Origin of the sequence: Pseudoalteromonas sp. Scap03 (genome assembly GCF_013393115.1) — a bacterium.
Classification (GTDB): Bacteria; Pseudomonadota; Gammaproteobacteria; order Enterobacterales; family Alteromonadaceae; genus Pseudoalteromonas.
Genome location: NZ_VDEU01000001.1, coordinates 186,404 through 205,505, shown reverse-complemented (window position 1 = coordinate 205,505; position 19,102 = coordinate 186,404). Strand labels below are relative to the sequence as shown.

Here is a 19,102-nt window from a genome sequence, read left to right as displayed (position 1 = left end):
CTTACATGTGCTTACTCAACATAATTTAGTTAAGGTTTTAACTATGAAAATTGGTATTTTATCTCGTAACAAAAAATTATATTCAACGCGTCGTTTAATTGAAGCTGCTGAGGCGCGCGGACATGAAGTGAAAGTTATTGATGCGTTACGCTCTTATATGAACATAAACTCAGAGCAACCTGAAATTCATTATCGTGGTGAAAATCTAAAAGATTTCGATGCTATCGTGCCACGTATTGGTGCATCGGTTACATTTTATGGTTGTGCTGTATTACGCCAATTTGAAATGATGGGAGTGTTCCCTGTTAATGAATCTGTGGCTATTTCTCGCTCTCGCGATAAATTACGTTCTTTGCAATTACTATCACGTAAAGGTGTAGGTATGCCGGTCACAGGCTTTGCCAGCAAGCCGGATGACGTAAAAGATTTATTAGAAATGGTAGGCGGTGCACCGGTTGTTATTAAATTACTGGAAGGTACTCAAGGTATTGGTGTGGTATTGGCTGAAACACGTAAAGCAGCTGAAAGTGTGATTGAAGCATTTATGGGCTTAAAAGCCAATATCATGGTGCAAGAGTATATTAAAGAAGCTGGCGGTGCAGACATTCGTTGTTTTGTACTGGGTGATAAAGTGATTGCAGCAATGAAACGCCAAGCGCAAGAAGGCGAGTTCCGCTCTAATCTTCATCGTGGTGGTAGTGCTACACTGGTGCGTATTACCCCAGAAGAGCGTAAAACAGCGGTTGCAGCGGCAAAAGCAATGGGCTTAAACGTTGCTGGCGTTGACCTACTTCGCTCATCTCGTGGTCCTTTGGTTATGGAAGTAAACTCATCGCCAGGCCTTGAGGGAATTGAAGTGGCAACAGGTAAAGATATCGCGGGTATGGTGATTGATTTCATCGAAAAAACGGCCTCAGTGAAAGGAACAGCAACACGTGGCAAAGGTTAAAATTAACAGTCCTTTTACCTTATTAGGTGAAAGTATTGGCGTGGGTGAGCGAAAATCACTGGCGCTGGAAGCTGCAAAGCTTTATACCCATTCACCGCTTAATATTCCTATTGAAGTGGTCAATGGTGTAATGGAAGGCCCTGTATTGATGGTATGTGCGGCAATACATGGCGATGAGCTAAATGGAGTTGAAGTAGTGCGCCAGCTACTGGCTAAAATCGACCCTAGCCAGCTACGAGGCACATTAATAGCGGTGCCGATTGTGAATGTATTTGGTTTTATTCATAAGTCGCGTTACTTGCCTGACCGTCGTGATATGAACCGAAGCTTTCCAGGTTCTGAACGTGGCTCGTTAGCAGGTCGTATGGCGTATATGTTTTTTAACCAAGTTGCTGTGCACTGTACGCATATTATAGATTTACATACGGGGGCGATTCACCGTACTAACTTACCGCAAATACGTGCTAATTTAGCCGATGAAGCTACAGCGCAAATGGCTAAGGCCTTTGGCACACCAGCTGTAATTAACGCATCACTGCGCAATGGTTCACTACGTAGTGAAGCGGCTAATTTGGGCATACCCGTTATTACCTACGAAGCCGGTGAGGCGCTGCGCTTTGACCCGATTGCGATTGCTGCGGGAGTACAAGGGGTTGATTATGTTATGCGCCATTTAAAAATGATGCGCGGTAAACGACCAAAAAAACTACCTGAGCCGATTATTGCTGGTTCAACAAGTTGGGTACGTGCTGAGGTTGACGGCATAGTAAGAGCGCAAGTATCGTTAGGTGAACGTGTCACAAAGGGGCAAATACTGGCGTATATAAGTAGCCCACTTGGCGACTCTGAGCTTGAATTACTCGCTCCACGTAGCGGTATTATTATTGGTCAGCAAACCATGCCTCTAGTAAATGAAGGCGATGCCGTATTCCACATTGCTTATTTTGCACATGCAAATAGCCTGGTAGAGCAGCAGCTAGAAACGTTTATTGATGAGATAAATGACTTAGATGATGAACTGAAAACGGCTGAGCTGAATAATTAACTTCACTGGTAAAAAATTAAAAAAGCCGCTTAAGCGGCTTTTTTAATTGTTATTTAATTACGTGGTTTTGGGCCAATAATACGTTTAATTTTAGGCGCCTTTGTTGGTTTTGGCTCTGTATTGAGAACTAACACTGGGCGGGTAACAAATAAGTTATTTGGATAAATCACCCTATGCCCATCAACGTGTTCTAGTAATACATTCATCAGCCCCATTTCAATAATGCGTCCTTCAATGGCATTGGCACCATCCACGATTCTAACCCAATAGCCTACACGGCAGTCATTTTGAATAAACATCAATAAAAACGCGGTTAAGTTGCTCAATAGAGACCAAGCAGCAAACAGCGCAACGCCTAACATGGCAAATAAGGAAGAACCTAATACTAATAAACCACGCAGCTCTATTCCCCAAAAAACTAATACTAAACACAACATAACAAAGGCGAGTATTATTTTTAATAGTAACTCTGCTCGGTATTTTCTGTGTAAGTCGATTTTACCTCTAATGGCTTTTTCGAGTAATTTTTTAGTTAGCTTTAACAGTAACGGAAAACTCAACAGCGCAATTACAGTTACGATTAACTTATATTGTGTGCTCACAAGCTCTAAAAGAGAGATTAATTCCAAAACGTATTCTCACAATAATGATAGGCGCAAAGTGTAACGTGTTAGCTTTGTGCGCAGTAGTGATTTAAAAAGAATTTTTAACGCTCAGTAGCCATTGTACCGAGTCAACATCGTTATATTTATTTAGTGGCGCGGCAATATCAAGGTGGATCATAGTACCCGCGTTGGCGCGACTTGGCGCAAGGCGTAAACCGAGTCCAACATTTTTAAGTACAGGTGTGTTTTCAACTTGATACAGGGTATTCGAGTCATTGTTATACCATGCGCGACCTACATCTAGAAAGGCTGCGCCTCCCACTTTAAACAGTTGTAGTAAGTCATACTCCCAATAGTAGCGCTTTTCTAAGCTGACTAAAAAACTCCGATCGCCATGTTGAAACTCAATAGGGTAACCGCGTAAACCTGTTTCGCCCCCGAGAGTGAGCTGCTTATCGTTGGTGAGGTTTTTTGCGTATTGTAGCCTGGCTTTTACATACCAAGACTGATCAATACTGGTATTTAAATAATATTGAATTTGGCTGGTGGTGATTAAGTTTTCAAGCTGTTTTTGTTCTTTATTCCAATAACCTTGAATATCTGCGTGAAACCGCCATAGCGTATTATCACCACTAAAATGTGCTTTGTTAAAGTTAAACGAGTAAATAGCGCGGCTATCGTCGTTACTAATTGATTCATCAGAATAACCCAGCGTAGCTTTTATATTCCAACCTAAATTTAAATCCTCGGTACGGTAAATACTGTCAAAGTTACGCACCTTTATAAAGTAATCTTCAAACCAGTGGCCGCTTACATAAGGATAACTAAGCTGCCTATTTTCAGCTAGCGGCACAGTGGTTTCATCTATGCTTTTAAATGTTTGTTGCTCATCGATATAACCTAGGCTCAAGCGCTGTGTCCAGTTATGGCTAAGGGCTTTAGAGTGACCAAAAAATACCTGATTTAGATCGGTGGTCTGTTCAAACTCACTAAATTTATCGCCCCTGAGATAGAGCGCCTCTTCTCGCTGGGTCGAGTAACTCAAGGCACCATAACTGTAAGGTGTATCGATGGCGTAAAACGGATAAGTTAGCTCAACTAAGTGGCTTTTACCGTCACTGTTATCGGCATACTCTATACGACCTCTGTAGCGTGTTGATAGGATATTTGGATCATCGTAAACAAATAAATAGCCATTACGATCACTGTCGGTTTTGCGAGCAAACGATAATCGTTTGCCCCAACCAAATAAGTTAGACTCGCGAAAGCCGATACTTGATTTATTTTCGCCACCACTGCGGCTAAAGCTAAGCTCGGGTAGCAAAGTCCACAAATCGCGAGTCACCACGGTTACATCAATATCGCCATCGCAGTTTTCGTTGGCAACAATTTGTGCGTCATATAAATAGTTTTGTTTACGCAGTAGCCGCTCAGATTCAGCCAAGGTTTTTTGATTAAAAGTATCACCCGCTTTAAACAATAAAATGCTTTTAATAACCTCAGGCTCAGTTTGTATATGTGCACGATTAGCAAAGCGAAACAGTGCGTTGTTTTCAGCTTCGAGTTCGGTATTAAAAACATTAAGTTGTTTAAGATTAATTGAGGCAATTTTAGCGTTACTATTTATCGTAAGCGATGGAGGTTGAGACTCGATTTGTCGACGCAAGTTAATTTCAGAAGTTTTCAATGAATCGTCATTTTGGCAGCTTTGGGCTAGTGGCGTTTCTTGCGCGCAAACGCTGAGCATAAACATACTCAAAATAGAAAGGCTAAAACAACTACGTGCAATCCATTTTCTATTTAGCATTGACCCTCTTTAGCGCTATTTTGCAAAATAAAACACTTACTCTTAGCTTACATCATTGTTATTAATATGTAAGTAAAAGTGCCAATTTAGTTTATTTTTTATAGCAATTATAAGGTATTAGCGATAAATAGACGTGGCCTTAGCTTAAATAAAATGTTAACGCTGCCAATAGGTTGTCGGCATCTTGACCTTCGCCGTTAATCCACACACTTTGACTGTAATGCTCAAAATTTAAATTAAAAGTGTGGTTAGCATAGTTAAAACGCAGTTGGTGACGATCAGCCCCAGCTGCAAATTCACTAATGCTAATTTCATCGCTGTGCAAAAAAAACGTTCCCCATAACTCAAAGTCTTCATCGTGCGGCAACTCTGTTGGTTTAACAATAATGCATTGATGTGTGTGATCGTATTCAAGTTCGGTCATAAGGGGCTTATTGCGTTGCTAGATAATGTCGAATTGCGGTTAAAAACTCACCGCCATATTTGTTTAATTTAGTAAAACCAACCCCCGACACTTTTAAAAATTCACTGTCGTTGGTAGGCATAAGCTGCGCCATTTCGGCCAGCGTTTTATCGTTAAATACTACATAAGGGGGTACGTCATCGGCATCGGCTAATTCTTTACGTAATGCACGTAGGCGAGCAAATAACTTTTTATCGTAATTAAACTGCGCTAATTTATCCTGATAAACGTGCTTAGCTTGTAGGCGTGGTTCAGCCAGTTGTAGCGCATACTCACTCTTTAAAATAGCGCGTGCAGCTTCGGTAAGCCGTAGTGATGCGCCTTGGGTTATATCTTGGCTTAGTAGCCCTTGGTGAATAAGTTGGCGTAAAATACTGAGCCAAAACTCACTGCTTTTATCTTTACCTATGCCATAGGTGCTGAGTTCATGATGGTTGTTATCACGAATGCGGCTGGTATTTGCGCCGCGTAATAACTCTACAATGTAACCTAAGCCAAATCGTTGCTGTGCCCGATACACACACGAAAGAGCTTGTTGGGCCACCAGTGTGCCATCAAAGCTTTTTGGTGGATTTAAGCAAATATCGCAGTTACCGCACGGCTCTCGTTGGTATTCACTAAAGTAGTTTAATAATATTTGACGTCTGCAAGTCTGCGCTTCGGCAAAACTGGCCATGGCATTAAAACGCTGCTCTTCTACACGACGGCGTTGTTCATCGTCAATATCTTCAAAAAAGCGTCTAACCCGACCTATATCAGCGGGGTCAAAATACATAATGGCTTCTGCAGCGAGTCCATCACGTCCAGCGCGACCGGTTTCCTGATAATACGCTTCAATACTTTTTGGAATGTCGTAATGTAATACAAAACGTACGTTAGGCTTGTTAATTCCCATACCAAAGGCAACGGTGGCAACCACAATTTGAATATCGTCGCGGGCAAATCCAGTTTGCACAAATTGACGCTGTTCGTTACTCATTCCCGCATGATAAGCAGCCGCATTAAGGCCTGCATCGGCAAGCTTTTCAGCAATATCATCAACCCGCTTTCGACTGGTGCAATAAATAATGCCACTTTGATTTTTTTGTTCTTTCAAATAGCGCAGTAATTGCACCATAGGTTTAAATTTCTCTTCTATGGTGTAACGAATATTAGGGCGGTCAAAGCTGCCGGTATGAATATAAGGCTGCTGTAGCTTGAGTTGCTCAACAATATCAAAGCGGGTGGCTTTATCAGCGGTGGCAGTGAGTGCCATCATAGGTACATGTGTAAAGCGTTGCTTTAATTCATTTAATCTAAAATAGTGAGGTCTAAAGTCATGTCCCCAATGAGAAACACAGTGTGCTTCATCAATAGCAAACAAACTGACATTTAAATGCGATAAGCGCTCTAAAAATTCCCTTTGTAGTACTTTCTCTGGGGCAACATAAAGTAATTTTATTAGCCCCTGATGCAACTGCTGATAGACTAACTGCTGTTCTTCACGGGCTAAGCTGTTATTTATATAAGCGGCTTTTACGCCTAGAGCTTGTAACTGAGTTACTTGATCTTGCATTAAAGAAATGAGCGGAGAGATAACAATGGTTACCCCCTCTAATACTAGTGCGGGTATTTGGTAACACACCGATTTACCACCACCGGTAGGCAATAATACTAACGAGTCTTGGCCGTTAATCGCAGCATCGATTACTGCACTTTGACCGTCGCGAAATTCGCTGTAACCAAACACTTGTTTGAGTACAGTTTCAGGTTTACGCACCAGCGTATTTGGAGAGGGAGTTAGTGTATTCATCGGCGCTATTTTAGTGGTTTTTTATCAGTATGTCTTTAGCTTTCATTATTTGGTGTAAACATCGGTAATGATAATCGAGGAGGTTACAACAGCTTTAAGTTGTGCTTTACTCATCGTACCACCTTAAACATAGAGAATAATAATGAATAAAGAAATGTTGATTGAACAAGTTGGGGCATTGTTTGTAAATAATATGCCTTTTAACCAGTTTTTAAAAATAGCGGTGGAGTCACTTAGTACTGAACAAGCTAAAATCTCCTTTCCTTGGCAAGATGTATTAATAGGCAACCCTGCGCAAAAAATTCTCCATGGTGGGGTTATTTCGGCGGTACTTGATAATGTGGGTGGAATGCTTGCTGCCGCCAGCGTTATAGGAAAACTAGACGATGCAGATTTACCCAGTGTACATAAAAAGTTAGCCACACTGGGGACAATAGATTTACGCACCGACTATTTACGTCCAGGCAAAGGCGAGGTATTTATTGCTAGTGCTAAGCTGATTCGCTCAGGAAATAAAGTATGCGTGTGTCGAATGGAGTTGCACAACGAGAAGTCAGTACAAATTGCTTTTGGAACGGGCACGTATTTAGTTGGCTAAAAAGTGAGAGGGGGTTAAACTGACGGCCTTTTAAATCACCAAGTGGTTACTATGTCGATTGATACCGAGCAGCGAAAGGGTGCTATTTTTGCCTGCCTCGCTTTTTTTATGTGGGGCCTCGCACCCATTTATTTTAAGATGATCCAACATGTGTCAGCATTTGAAATTTTAATGCACCGTGTTATTTGGTCAGTGGTGTTTCTTATTGTGGTGGTGAGTGTGCTCAGCTACTGGGATAAAATTAAACGCATTTTAATCCAACCTAAACTTATTTTGATGTTAGTTGTTACCTCGACCTTACTAGGGTTTAACTGGGGATTGTTTATTTGGGCCATCAATAACAATCACATGTTGGATGCCAGCCTAGGTTACTACATTAATCCTCTATTGAATGTGTTGCTTGGTATGGTGTTTTTAAACGAACGATTACGTAAGTTGCAAGGTGTTGCTGTTGCTTTAGCTTTTACAGGCGTGTTGTTACAGCTAATTAGTTTTGGCTCATTCCCCGTGGTAGCGTTTTCATTAGCGACATCTTTCGCACTATATGGCTTATTACGTAAAAAGCTACAAGTTGATGCTCTGCCTGGGATTTTAATTGAGGCATTAATATTGTTACCCGTGGCGCTTACCTATTGGTGGCTAATGGTACCGACTGAAACGTCAAATTTACCAGCGAATGATTGGCTAACTAATGCATTATTGGTGAGCGCGGGCATAGTAACTACGCTGCCACTGCTGTGTTTTACCGGCGCGGCTAAGCGTTTGCAATATACAACGTTAGGGTTTTTTCAGTATATAGGGCCTAGCCTAATGTTTATTTTAGCGGTGGTATTTTATGGTGAGGTGTTTGATGCTGAGCGCGTAATTACCTTTGCGTGTATTTGGAGCGCATTGGCTATTTTTAGTTGGGACTCATACCATCAATCGCGAAAACGCAGAAAAGCGGCCATTGTAGCCTCTGGTGTGGTTTAAAAACTAAACCACTTTATTACGACCCGACTCTTTGGCTTTGTAGAGCTTTAAGTCGGCTTGTTTTAATAGCTCGTCAATCTGATAGGTTTTACTGTTGCTGAAGCCTATCGACAGCGTAAACTTGATGTTTGCTTGACTGAATTCATGACTGTTAAGCTCAATAAAAAGCCTGAAGCTCTCTAGTCGTTTTAGCGCCTCCTGTTCGGTTAGCTCAGTAAAAAATACCGCAAATTCTTCTCCGCCTAAACGGGCAACCAATTGGTTTTCAAAATATTTATTAAAGCATATCGCAAGCCCTTTAAGCACTTCATCTCCGGCATCATGACCATAGGTATCGTTAATCGCTTTAAAATGGTCAATATCAAGCATGGCGAGCTGTGCCGGCATTTTTGCTTTTTTAAACTGCTTTAATGACTTATTAGCCTCTTCAAAAAAGTAACGGCGATTAGGGAGTTTAGTTAAATAGTCGGTATTGGCTTGGCGTTTTATAGTTTCGATATGCTCTAGCATATCGACGTTTTGGCTCAACCGGCAGTAAAATTCTTCACTGTTAAAAGGTTTATATAGATAATCGTTTGCTCCATTTTTTAGAAATAAAGCAGACAAATTAGACGATGTAGCGCCTGAGATACCAATAACAGCTTTTTCGTCATTACTATAAATGCGCCTAATTTCATTACATAGCTCAATACCGCCCATGTTAGGCATTTCTTTATCGGTAATGATCACAGAGATGTCAGGGGTGTTTTCAAGCTCTTTAAGCGCCTCTAGGCCATCGGCTGCTTGAAAGATTTGATATTTATGACGTGTTAATAAATTACAAATATATTGGCGTGTTGAAGCTGAATCATCAACAACCAGTACTTTTACCTGCTTATTTCGAGGTAGGCGATAAAGCTGCTTTTCTAAATATTCGTAAGCTTGTTTATTGCCTTTGATAATGTAATCAATAATAGGGTATTTTTCGACGGTATCGCGAGTTTGATTATCGATATTGCCTGTCATAACTATGGTAGGAATATCTGCTGCAACGGTGCAGGGAACCGCTTCCCCTTGTGGGGCATCAGGTAATATAAAGTCTACCACTGCGCAAAAATAAGCATGTTTACTTATCAGCTCTTTAGTCTCAGCCAGCGACTGAGCAATATCAACCTCGTAGCCCGCTTTTTGCGCGATATGCTTTTGCACTCGCGCAATAGTAGGGGTGTCTTCAATAATAAGTATTCTGTGCGTCACGTAACAGCCTTGTTTAAATTTTGCAAAAGTGTTTGCTTATACAAGTTGTAACTGCTAAAACGCCAAAAAGCAACTATTGTAATGACTTATAGATTGTCAGCCTCAGAATAATAATCTTGGCTGATTGGTGTTGGCCCTGAAATTTTTGAGCGACCAAATAATGTATGAAATTTTGTTTTGCAGGTTGTTAGCTTTAAGTATTTAACCCATGCTCGCTCAATGGGGTTACTTGGCTCTATGATGCCACTTATTGCATTTACAAATTGTTGTTGATATTCGTTTTGCGGCTCAACTGTTTTGTTATACAAACTTTTTAAAACAACACCGTGCTGTTCTAAAATACTTGCCTCTAACAAGGTAAAGTGTCCGCTGCGGCTAAATCCGCGTGGAAAGTTTTGATCATCATAAAACTGACGTTGACTAACAAATGCTTGACGAAGTAGTGAAATATCATTGCTCATAGCTGTACCCTCATACCAATTATTAGCTGGAGTATGGGTCATAATCGCTATTTTTTTAAACAAAAAATTTTTATCGTGAGGATAAAAAATTGGACATAGATTTATTAAAAACATTTGTTGAAGTGGTGCGTACTCGCCATTTTGGTAAAGCGGCAGAAAACCTATACATAACGCAGTCTGCAGTGAGTTTTCGAATTCGTCAATTAGAGCAGGGCTTAGGCGTAAATTTATTTATTCGCCAGCGCAATAATATTCAACTAACGGCTCCGGGTGAGCGCTTGTTGCCGCATGCACAAATGATTATTACTGGAATGCAAAGGGCCAAAGTGGATGTTGCACTTGCAGATAATATGCATAAGCAAATCAGCTTGGCTGGGACTCCTAATATTTGGGATGCGTTTTTACAGTTTGGTATTACAAATATAGTATCGGCTATGCCCGGTGTATCTTTGGTGGCAGAGGTAAAAGCACAACAAGAGAGTACTCGATTACTATTAGAGCGCACCCTTGATCTAGCCATTTTATTTGATCCACCAAAAGTAGACGAACTCGTTGTTGAACGAATTTGTGAACTACCTATTATTCCGGTTAGTGGCTACGATACCGCAACAGGCGATAACTTTTTTGATAATCAATATGTTTATGTTGATTGGGGAACTACGTTTTCTCTTTGGCACGCCCGTCAGTTTACCGGTAAAACGCCGCCTTATTTTAGAACCAGTACCGGACGTATAGCCCTTGATTTAATACTGCAATGTGGCGGCAGTGCGTTTATTCCACAGGTATTAGTTAAAGACCATTTAGAAAAAGGCGAACTTTTTCATGTAAAAGGGGTAGAAAATACGTCAAGAGATGTATTTGTTGCCTATCATAGAGATAACGAACAGAAAGAGTTAATAGAAACTCTGGTTAATTTGCTGTCGCAAATGACACCGAGTTTACTGAAACAAAGTAAGTAGTCGTTAGACGGTATATTTTAGATGTTATTTTGATTTCAGATTTAATGCAGTTTTATTAACTTAAAAAGACAAAAATATGTCCTTTGTAATATTTTTGTCATTTAGCGGTGACACACTGCTGCTGTTTTAAAAATTAGTCTATTGTGTTTATCGAGGAAATAACATGAAATTTGCAAAATCGAGCCTATGCCTAGCCTTACTTAGTGGTTTATCTTTTAATGCGCTTGCAGAAGTAGACATTTACGGTAAAGCGAATGTAACCGTTCAATCATCTGATGATGGAGAAGGGTCGTTTACTGAAATTAAAAGTAATGCATCTCGTTTCGGACTTAAGGGGTCTGAAAAAATTTCAGACGGTTTAGAAGCTGTTTATAAGTTTGAGTTTCAGGTTGATGTGTCGGACGCTGACTCAAAAGGCGATAAAGATAATATTTCAGCGCGTAATCAATATGTAGGTTTTAAAGGTTCATTTGGTCAGGTAGTAATAGGCCGTAACGATACCGCGCTAAAGCAGGCGCAAGGTAAACTTGATTTATTTAATGACCTTGAAGGTGATATTAAAAACACGTTTAAAGGTGAAAACCGCTTAGGTAACTCAGTATCTTACGCTTCAAACTCATATGAAGGCTTTAAAGTATTAGCTTCATTTATTGCAGAAGATGATAAAGATGCCAAAAATGGTTACTCAGTGGCGTTAACTTATGGTGATGCTGGCCTTAAAAAGAGCGCTGTATACGCTGCTGTTGCTGCTGATAGTGAAGTAAATGGTTACGACGTAGTACGTGCAACAGTTCAAGGTAAAATTGAAGACTTTAGACTTGGTGCAATGTACCAAACACAAGAAAAAGTAGACGGTAGCGCTGAAGCTGACGGTTACTTAGTGAATGCAGCTTACCTAATGGGTAGCAACACTTTTAAAGTGCAATATCAAACAATGGATTTTGATGACAGCGATGATAAAAGTGCAGTATCGGTAGGTGTTGATCACAAGCTAAACAAAAATCTTAAGGTGTTTGGCTTTTACTCAAGTTTTGATATGGACAACAACGTTGACCAAGATTACCTAGGTTTAGGTATGGAATATAAGTTTTAACTAAACCTTAGTTAAAACACTCCCTTTTAACCGCACTCAGCTGAGTGCGGTTTTTTTTGCTTTAAATTATTTACTTATCTGCGCATAATAGCCAAGCATTTGGAATGAGGTGAAACTCCTCAACTATACCCGTAACTGTAATCAGTTTTACTGTAAGTCAGATACAAGTGCCTTAAAACTTCATATAACGAGCGGGTTAACTCATTTTCTTTTTGGTACTTGTGGTACTGAGTGTGGGTTTTCCCTGCCTAGGATAATTTTTTGCACACTCAAACCGCTAAAAAAACTGCACTTCTAACCGTTAATAATGTCTCTTGGCGAGTGGGTAACACCTTAATCCTTGAGCATATTAATTTGAGTATTGAGCGTGGCAAGTTTGTTGGCTTAATTGGTCCTAATGGTGCGGGAAAATCGAGTTTACTGCGTTGCTTGTATCGATTTAATCAGCCGTCAGCGGGAGAGGTTAAATTTAATAACACCGATATTTGGCAACTAAAAAGCGAAGACTACGCCAAGCAAGTTGCCGTTGTGCTACAAGAAACACCGTCGCAATTTAACCTCTCGTTATTCGATGTTGTGGCTCTAGGGCTTACGCCACATAAAACGCTATTCAGTTCGACCACCCAAGCAGATAAACAAAAAATAGCTCAGGCTATTAGCCATGTGGGGCTTGAATCTCATAGTACTCAATTATTTGATTCGCTATCTGGCGGTGAAAAGCAACGAGCCTTTATTGCCCGCGCTATTGTGCAGCAACCGCAACTTCTTATTATGGATGAACCAACTAGTCACCTTGATGTGAAATATCAAATTCAACTGATGGAGCTGGCTAAATCTCTAGGGATCACGGTATTTGCGTCATTTCATGACTTAAATTTAGCTGCTGCTATGTGTGATGAGTTAGTGGTTATTAAAAATGGAAAAGTTGTTGATGCAGGTAAGCCAAATAAAGTGGTCACTGAGCAGATACTGGATGAGGTGTTTGGCGTTTGTGCACAAGTGAGCACTCACCCTCAATCAGCAGCTTCGGGTGAGGCTATTCCTCATATTACTTATTATTATGGATACCAATAATATGACGGTTTTTTCTAACCATACCGTTGCATTAATCGCTGCGCTACTATGCGCACTATTAAGTTTATTTATTGCACTGAGTTTTGGTGCGGCACCCACGTCGCTCGCAGATGTATATCAAAGCTTAACCTTTTCAAACGAGGCTTTATTCACCAGCCGTATTATTATTGAATTAAGAATGCCACGTACTTTACTGGCTTTTTTAGCTGGGAGTGGCTTAGCGATTGCAGGTTTAATACTACAAACAGTCACCCGTAACCCCTTAGCAGATCCTTACTTATTTGGTATTTCGTCCGGCGCTTCATTAGGTGTGGTTATACTAATGTCTTTTGTGGGAGCAGGGGCGGGTATTGCGCTATCTGGGGCGGCATTAACCGGTAGTTTAGTGGCGATGGGATTATTAATTTTAATTGCTGGCAGCCAGCGTAATGCCCAAGTTGAATCGATGTTATTGGCGGGGGTAGCCTTATCATTTTTATTTAGTGCTTTTACTAGTTTGTTACTTTATTGGAGCGATCCACAAGCAGTCGCGGCTATTTTATTTTGGACTTTAGGTAGTTTTGCTAAAGCACAGTGGCAGTCGCTGCTATTACCTGTCTTAGTCATTATAGTCTGTACAATAATCATGTTGGGTTTTAGGCGTCAGCTTAATGCCATGTTGTTAGGCGATGAAAGTGCGACAACGCTTGGCGTAAGAGTACATCGTTTTAGAATTTTAATGCTTATTTTAAGCTCGTTGATCACGGCCGTGTTAGTTGCCAACTGTGGTGGTATTGGTTTTGTTGGCTTGATGGTGCCACACATAGTGCGCTTTTTTATCTCTCAAGGTAGCCGCGTTGGATTATTAATGACTGGATTAGTCGGGGGAATATTTATGGTGTGGGTCGATGTGCTCGCTCGCTCACTATTAAGTAATCAAGAGTTGCCAATCGGAGTGATCACGGCGGCTATCGGCAGTCTATTCTTTTTAAGTATATTGTATTTTCGTAAGCGTCAGCTGGTGGTTCAATAATGAAAACACTAATGGTACAAGGCACTACCTCAGATGCGGGTAAAAGTACCCTGGTTGCAGCACTTTGCAGAGTGTTTGCTAATCAAGGTGTTAATGTTGCGCCGTTTAAACCGCAAAATATGGCGCTTAATAGTGCCGTAACTCATGATGGCGGTGAAATTGGTAGAGCACAAGCATTACAAGCCGTTGCGGCAAAAGTAGCACCTGAAATAGACTTCAACCCGATATTACTCAAACCCAATAGTGATACCGGCGCGCAAGTTATTATTCATGGTAGGGCTATTAGCAATATGGAAGCCGACTCTTACCATGACTATAAAAAAGTGGCTATGGAAGCGGTATTAACCTCGCATAATCGTTTAGCTAAACGCTTTGACTTATTGTTGGTTGAAGGGGCTGGTAGCCCAGCTGAAATTAACTTACGCGCAAACGATATCGCCAATATGGGCTACGCCGAAAAGGTTGATTGCCCGGTTATTATTATTGCTGATATTGATAAAGGGGGTGTGTTTGCTCACCTAGTAGGGACTTTGGCGCTATTAAGCGAATCAGAGCAAGCACGGGTAAAAGGCTTTGTGATTAACCGTTTTCGTGGTGACATTAGCCTATTACAAGGCGGGTTAGATTGGCTTGAAGAGTATACAGGTAAACCTGTGTTAGGGGTGTTACCCTACCTACACGATTTAGCACTTGATGCCGAAGATGCCGTTGCCATAGATAATAATGTGACCGAAGCCAGCATTAATATTGCGGTGCTGCTAGTGCCTCATATTAGTAACCATACCGATTTTGATGCACTGCGATTACACCCAAATATAAATATAACCTATGTGCGCCATACTCAAACAATTCCTGATGTTGATTTAATTATTGTGCCTGGCAGTAAAAATGTACTCAGCGATTTGGTATTTTTAAAAAATGAAGGCTGGGATAAGCAAATTAAACGCCATTTACGCTATGGTGGCAAAGTATTGGGTATTTGCGGCGGTATGCAAATGCTAGGTAATACGATTTGTGACCCTAATGCGGTGGAATCATCATTAGGGCAAATAGCTGGGTTAGCGCTTAGTGATTTTGATACCACATTAGGTGAACAAAAAGTGCTAAGCCAAGTAAACGCCACTATTAGTTTAAACCAGCAGCAGGTTGCTTGTCAGGGTTACGAAATACATGCTGGGATCAGTAAAGGTCAAGCGCTCAATAAACCACTTATTCACTTTAATAAACACCCCAATGGCTTTACTACGGATGGTTTTATTAGTGACGATAATGCCATTGCTGGTACTTATTTACATGGCTTATTTGACAACGCAGCCGCTACAGAGCTGCTATTAAAGTGGCTAAAACCAGACAGTGAAATTAGTGGTATCAGCATCAATGAGCATCGCGAGCGCCAGCTAGAACGCCTCGCTGAAATGTGCCAAACACATTTAAACATTGAACAAATTATTAAAATTTACCAAGGACATAACAATGACTGAATCAACAAACGACAAGCACCAACAGCGCCAGCAAAAAGTAAAAGAACAAGTTGATGCTCGAGTAGCAGCGGCACAGCAAGAAAAAGGCATTTTTCAGGTTATTACTGGTAATGGCAAAGGTAAATCAACCTCTGGTTTTGGTGTGGTTGCACGCTGTGTTGGCCATGGTAAAAAGGCCGCGGTATGTCAGTTCATTAAAGGTACATGGGAATGTGGTGAGCGTAATTTACTACAAGGTGCTGGAGTTGAATTTGCTGTTATGAACACAGGTTTTACTTGGGATACGCAAAATAAAGAGGCCGATACTGCGGCAGCACAAGCAACATGGCAAGAGTCAAAGCGGATGCTAAGCGACAGCAGTATCGATGTGGTATTACTCGATGAGCTCACCTATATGGTGACCTATGGCTATATCGACCTTGAGGAAGTGGTTGCTGCAATTAACAACCGACCTGCAATGCAATCGGTAATTATTACTGGCCGTGCTGCGCACCGTACCTTAATTGAGCTGGCCGATACCGTAAGTGAAGTGCGTAATGTAAAGCATGCGTTTGAGTCGGGCGTAAAAGCACTAAAAGGCTTTGATTACTAATGTTAAAACGCATTATTCTTGGGCTGTTATTGTTTGCTGTTTATGTACCTCAAGCCTTAGCCGACAAGCCGCTTCGTATTGTGGCTTTGGCACCACACATAGTCGAAAATTTATATGCCATTGGGGCGGGTGATCTAATAGTGGGCACGCTGGATTACGCAGATTACCCACAAGAGGCGACTAAAATTGAGCGTATCGGCGGCTATAATGGCATTTCTATCGAAAAGTTACTCATGCTCAAGCCTGACATGGTCATTGCGTGGAAAAGCGGTAATCAGGCAGAAGATTTAGCACAAATTAAGCGACTAGGGATTGAATTGCATTTAAGTAATCCACGCTCTATTGAAGGCGTTGCTAAAGAAATACTAAAACTAGGTCAATTAACGGGTCGTATTGAGCAAAGTAAAAAGGTAGCAGAGGCATTTACAGCTAAGCTCAACGCAATTAAAGCCGCGCAGCATAATAAAACCACGCTTACTGGGTTTTATCAGCTGTGGCCTGAGCCTATGATGACGGTATCAAAAAATACCTGGATAAATCAGTTAATCGAAACCTGCCAAGTAACTAATGTATTTGCCGACAGCGACACAGATTACCCACAAATCAGTATTGAAAACGTGATAGTGACTAAGCCACAAGTTATTATTATTCCTGATGAAAAATCAAAACGGGTAATACCTACAGTTAATTGGCAGCAATGGCCTGAAATTCCGGCGGTTAAATATGAGCAATTTATTAGCGTTAACGCGGATTTATTACATCGTTTTTCCCCTAGAATGCTTGATGGATTAGCACAAATGTGTGACAAAGTTGAGGTATCTAGAGAACTTATTAAGAGTCAATTATGAGCAACTGGTCATCTTTTTTAAATCACGAACTTAGCCAAGCATATATGCAGCAAACCCTTGAATATGTTGCGAATAAACGATCAAACGGTATTGCTGTGTTTCCACCAGAACCGCAGGTGTTTAACGCGTTTGATGCAACTCCACTTAGTGACATTAAAGTGGTTATATTAGGTCAAGACCCTTACCATGGAGAAGGGCAAGCGCATGGCTTGTGTTTTTCTGTATTGCCTGAAGTTAAAAAGCTCCCGCCTTCACTTAAAAATATTTATAAAGAGTTAGTGACGGACATTAATGGTTTTATTACACCGGAGCATGGCTATTTACAAAGCTGGGCAGATCAAGGTGTGTTTTTGCTTAATACCGTACTAACAGTAGAGCAAGGGCAAGCCCATTCCCATAAACATTTAGGTTGGGAGCAATTTACCGATAACGTAATTACTCATATAAATGAGCATTGCCAAGGAGTGGTGTTTATTTTGTGGGGCGCACATGCACAAAAAAAAGGTAAAAGCATTGATCGCCAGCGCCATCATGTATTGTCTGGGCCGCACCCTTCACCGCTTTCAGCGCATCGCGGCTTTTTTGGCTGTCAGCACTTTTCAAAAACCAATGAGCTGTTAATAGCGCAAGGAGCACAGCCCATTAATTGGCAAGTATAGGGTAATTGGTATTAAAAAAGGCTTTCATAAATGAAAGCCTTTTTAGTTGCTGTTGTTGATTAAAACTCTAACTCATCAATAGCAATACTATCAGCAAAATAGTCGAGCTCCTGTAGTTCTTTGCGCAAACGTTGCTTATCTTTTATTGCTTCTATTTCGCGCCATTTTCTTTTTTTATTTTTTTGAGAGGTTTTTTTCGATGTATCAGAACCTTCTAATATTTCTATTATTTCGTTTAGGCTATCCATTGATTATCTCCTATTGACCACTTTTTGAACCTCGGCATTATCTATACCACAGCTATTAATAAAATAGAATATAAATGTGACGAAACTGTTACTAATGGGTGGTGTTTTGATGAAGATCAATACAAAAAGAACGTAAATAGGAACAAGTCGAGTATTTAAAATAAATCGCAGGCACAAAAAAACGTCGCTAAAAAGCGACGTTTTTAAATTCGTTAAACAGCTGTTAGTTACATCGCTTTAAAGCGTGCTTCTAATTGCTCTTGCGCATCTGCAAATGAGCGAATACCTTCAGCTAGTTTCTCAGTAGCCATAGCATCTTGGTTATGTAACCAACGGAACTGTGCTTCGCTAAGTGGCTCTGGTTTTGGCTCTTTAGCAATATCGCTCTCTAGTAAGTATTCTTGTGCGTCTTCTAAATTACCTAGCTCTTCTAAAAGATTAGGGCTAATTGTTAGCTTATCGCAGCCTGTAAGGGCAATAATTTCGCCGGTGTTACGAAAGCTTGCGCCCATAACAACCGTTTTGTAATCGTGACGTTTATAAAACTCAAAAATACTACGCACCGATTGTACACCAGGATCTTGTAGCGGGTCGGTTGGTTTTTCCATACCGTTTGCTACGTGCCAATCTAAAATTCTGCCAACAAATGGCGAAATTAAAAATACGTTTGCATCAGCACAGGCACGGGCTTGAGCATCACTAAATAAAAGCGTTAAGTTACATTTAGTGCCTTCTTTTTCTAACTGTTCTGCGGCTTTAATGCCTTCCCATGTTGACGCTACTTTAATTAAAATCTTGTCTTTGCTTACGCCTTCTTTTTCGTAAAGGCTCAATAGCGTATGTGCTTTATTAATTGTTGCTTGAGTATCAAATGATAAACGTGCATCAACTTCAGTAGAAATATAACCCGGTACAATTTCGCTAATTTCTTTACCAAGTAATACTGCAAAATAATCACAAGCCAGCTCTAGTTGTTTTGCAGGCTGTTGCTCGGTTTCTTTAGCGTATTGCCATGCTTTATCTAGATAAGGTTTGTAAGCTTCAATCTCGCTCGCTTTTAAAAGCAGCGATGGATTGGTAGTCGCATCTTCAGGTTGATGTTTTTTTATGGCTTCTATATCGCCCGTGTCGGCCACGATAGAAGAATGTTGTTTAAGCCTTTGTAGAGCGCTAGTCATTTGCTTTTCCTCATTCCAAGCAAGTTAAAA

20 protein-coding genes and 1 riboswitch are annotated in these 19,102 nt (G+C 40.7%); of the genes, 12 read left to right on the top strand and 8 right to left on the bottom strand.

Annotation, left to right across the window (positions count from 1 at the left end):
• Window positions 1–43: 43 nt before the first annotated feature.
• Together rimK and FHG08_RS00930 are read left to right on the top strand one after the other, a co-directional pair.
• Entirely contained in the window at window positions 44–949 is a 906-nt protein-coding gene (rimK, locus tag FHG08_RS00935; protein ID WP_008467750.1) for a 30S ribosomal protein S6--L-glutamate ligase, read from the top strand.
• Complete coding sequence (locus FHG08_RS00930) at window positions 936–1,994, top strand: succinylglutamate desuccinylase/aspartoacylase family protein (protein WP_138608439.1); 1,059 nt, start codon at window positions 936–938, stop codon at window positions 1,992–1,994. Before rimK ends, FHG08_RS00930 begins: the two co-directional genes overlap by 14 nt.
• Window positions 1,995–2,047: 53 nt before the next feature.
• On the opposite strand, the gene FHG08_RS00925 is transcribed toward FHG08_RS00930, so the two are convergent.
• From FHG08_RS00925 to recQ, 4 genes are all read right to left on the bottom strand, one after another.
• Window positions 2,048–2,623 carry a mechanosensitive ion channel domain-containing protein gene (locus tag FHG08_RS00925; RefSeq protein WP_010391553.1) on the bottom strand — a complete coding sequence of 192 codons (576 nt, stop codon included), beginning with the start codon at window positions 2,621–2,623 and terminating at the stop codon, window positions 2,048–2,050.
• 64 nt (window positions 2,624–2,687) lie between these two features.
• Window positions 2,688–4,406: a POTRA domain-containing protein gene (locus FHG08_RS00920; RefSeq protein ID WP_178956563.1), complete on the bottom strand. Its 1,719-nt coding sequence runs from the start codon at window positions 4,404–4,406 to the stop codon at window positions 2,688–2,690.
• Between the two features lie 139 nt (window positions 4,407–4,545).
• Entirely contained in the window at window positions 4,546–4,830 is a 285-nt protein-coding gene (locus tag FHG08_RS00915; protein WP_010391549.1) for a DUF3630 family protein, read from the bottom strand.
• A gap of 7 nt (window positions 4,831–4,837) precedes the next feature.
• Window positions 4,838–6,661, bottom strand: a complete 1,824-nt coding sequence (gene recQ / locus FHG08_RS00910) for a DNA helicase RecQ (protein ID WP_054201899.1) — start codon at window positions 6,659–6,661, stop codon at window positions 4,838–4,840.
• 142 nt (window positions 6,662–6,803) lie between these two features.
• Between recQ and FHG08_RS00905 the strand changes: the two genes are divergently transcribed.
• Complete coding sequence (locus tag FHG08_RS00905; RefSeq protein ID WP_171039605.1) at window positions 6,804–7,259, top strand: thioesterase family protein; 456 nt, start codon at window positions 6,804–6,806, stop codon at window positions 7,257–7,259.
• 51 nt (window positions 7,260–7,310) lie between these two features.
• Complete coding sequence (rarD, locus tag FHG08_RS00900; protein WP_178956562.1) at window positions 7,311–8,231, top strand: EamA family transporter RarD; 921 nt, start codon at window positions 7,311–7,313, stop codon at window positions 8,229–8,231.
• A gap of 3 nt (window positions 8,232–8,234) precedes the next feature.
• Here rarD and FHG08_RS00895 read toward each other — a convergent pair whose 3' ends face one another.
• Together FHG08_RS00895 and FHG08_RS00890 are read right to left on the bottom strand one after the other, a co-directional pair.
• Window positions 8,235–9,467: a response regulator gene (locus tag FHG08_RS00895; RefSeq protein ID WP_138606647.1), complete on the bottom strand. Its 1,233-nt coding sequence runs from the start codon at window positions 9,465–9,467 to the stop codon at window positions 8,235–8,237.
• Between the two features lie 86 nt (window positions 9,468–9,553).
• Window positions 9,554–9,928, bottom strand: coding sequence for a DUF413 domain-containing protein (locus FHG08_RS00890; RefSeq protein WP_138606645.1), 375 nt, complete (start codon window positions 9,926–9,928; stop codon window positions 9,554–9,556).
• Between the two features lie 89 nt (window positions 9,929–10,017).
• On the opposite strand from FHG08_RS00890, the gene FHG08_RS00885 reads away from it, so the two are divergent.
• The 8 genes from FHG08_RS00885 to ung all read left to right on the top strand — a co-directional run bounded on the left by FHG08_RS00885 (window position 10,018) and on the right by ung (window position 17,646).
• Entirely contained in the window at window positions 10,018–10,887 is an 870-nt protein-coding gene (locus tag FHG08_RS00885) for a LysR family transcriptional regulator (RefSeq protein ID WP_008467766.1), read from the top strand.
• A 163-nt stretch (window positions 10,888–11,050) separates the two neighbouring features.
• Complete coding sequence (locus FHG08_RS00880) at window positions 11,051–11,980, top strand: porin (RefSeq protein ID WP_010391543.1); 930 nt, start codon at window positions 11,051–11,053, stop codon at window positions 11,978–11,980.
• Between the two features lie 57 nt (window positions 11,981–12,037).
• Window positions 12,038–12,168: riboswitch (cobalamin riboswitch) on the top strand.
• Window positions 12,169–12,241: 73 nt separating this feature from the next.
• A complete protein-coding gene (locus FHG08_RS00875; RefSeq protein WP_178956561.1) occupies window positions 12,242–13,054 on the top strand; it encodes an ABC transporter ATP-binding protein in 813 nt (270 codons plus the stop codon).
• 1 nt (window position 13,055) lies between these two features.
• Window positions 13,056–14,066 (top strand): iron ABC transporter permease, encoded by a 1,011-nt coding sequence (locus FHG08_RS00870; RefSeq protein ID WP_178956560.1) that lies wholly within the window; start codon window positions 13,056–13,058, stop codon window positions 14,064–14,066.
• Entirely contained in the window at window positions 14,066–15,547 is a 1,482-nt protein-coding gene (locus FHG08_RS00865; protein WP_178956559.1) for a cobyric acid synthase, read from the top strand. The genes FHG08_RS00870 and FHG08_RS00865 overlap by 1 nt, the downstream gene beginning before the upstream one ends.
• Window positions 15,540–16,139, top strand: coding sequence for a cob(I)yrinic acid a,c-diamide adenosyltransferase (cobO, locus tag FHG08_RS00860; RefSeq protein ID WP_010391538.1), 600 nt, complete (start codon window positions 15,540–15,542; stop codon window positions 16,137–16,139). Before FHG08_RS00865 ends, cobO begins: the two co-directional genes overlap by 8 nt.
• A complete protein-coding gene (locus FHG08_RS00855) occupies window positions 16,139–16,987 on the top strand; it encodes a cobalamin-binding protein (RefSeq protein ID WP_178956558.1) in 849 nt (282 codons plus the stop codon). Before cobO ends, FHG08_RS00855 begins: the two co-directional genes overlap by 1 nt.
• A complete protein-coding gene (gene ung / locus FHG08_RS00850) occupies window positions 16,984–17,646 on the top strand; it encodes a uracil-DNA glycosylase (protein WP_016900536.1) in 663 nt (220 codons plus the stop codon). The genes FHG08_RS00855 and ung overlap by 4 nt, the downstream gene beginning before the upstream one ends.
• Before the next feature lie 59 nt (window positions 17,647–17,705).
• On the opposite strand, the gene FHG08_RS00845 is transcribed toward ung, so the two are convergent.
• Together FHG08_RS00845 and tal are read right to left on the bottom strand one after the other, a co-directional pair.
• The gene (locus FHG08_RS00845; protein ID WP_008110646.1) at window positions 17,706–17,894 is read right to left on the bottom strand and encodes a DUF3545 family protein; all 189 of its coding nucleotides are present in this window, start codon (window positions 17,892–17,894) and stop codon (window positions 17,706–17,708) included.
• 227 nt (window positions 17,895–18,121) lie between these two features.
• Window positions 18,122–19,072, bottom strand: a complete 951-nt coding sequence (gene tal / locus FHG08_RS00840; protein WP_008110647.1) for a transaldolase — start codon at window positions 19,070–19,072, stop codon at window positions 18,122–18,124.
• Between the last annotated feature and the right edge of the window lie 30 nt (window positions 19,073–19,102).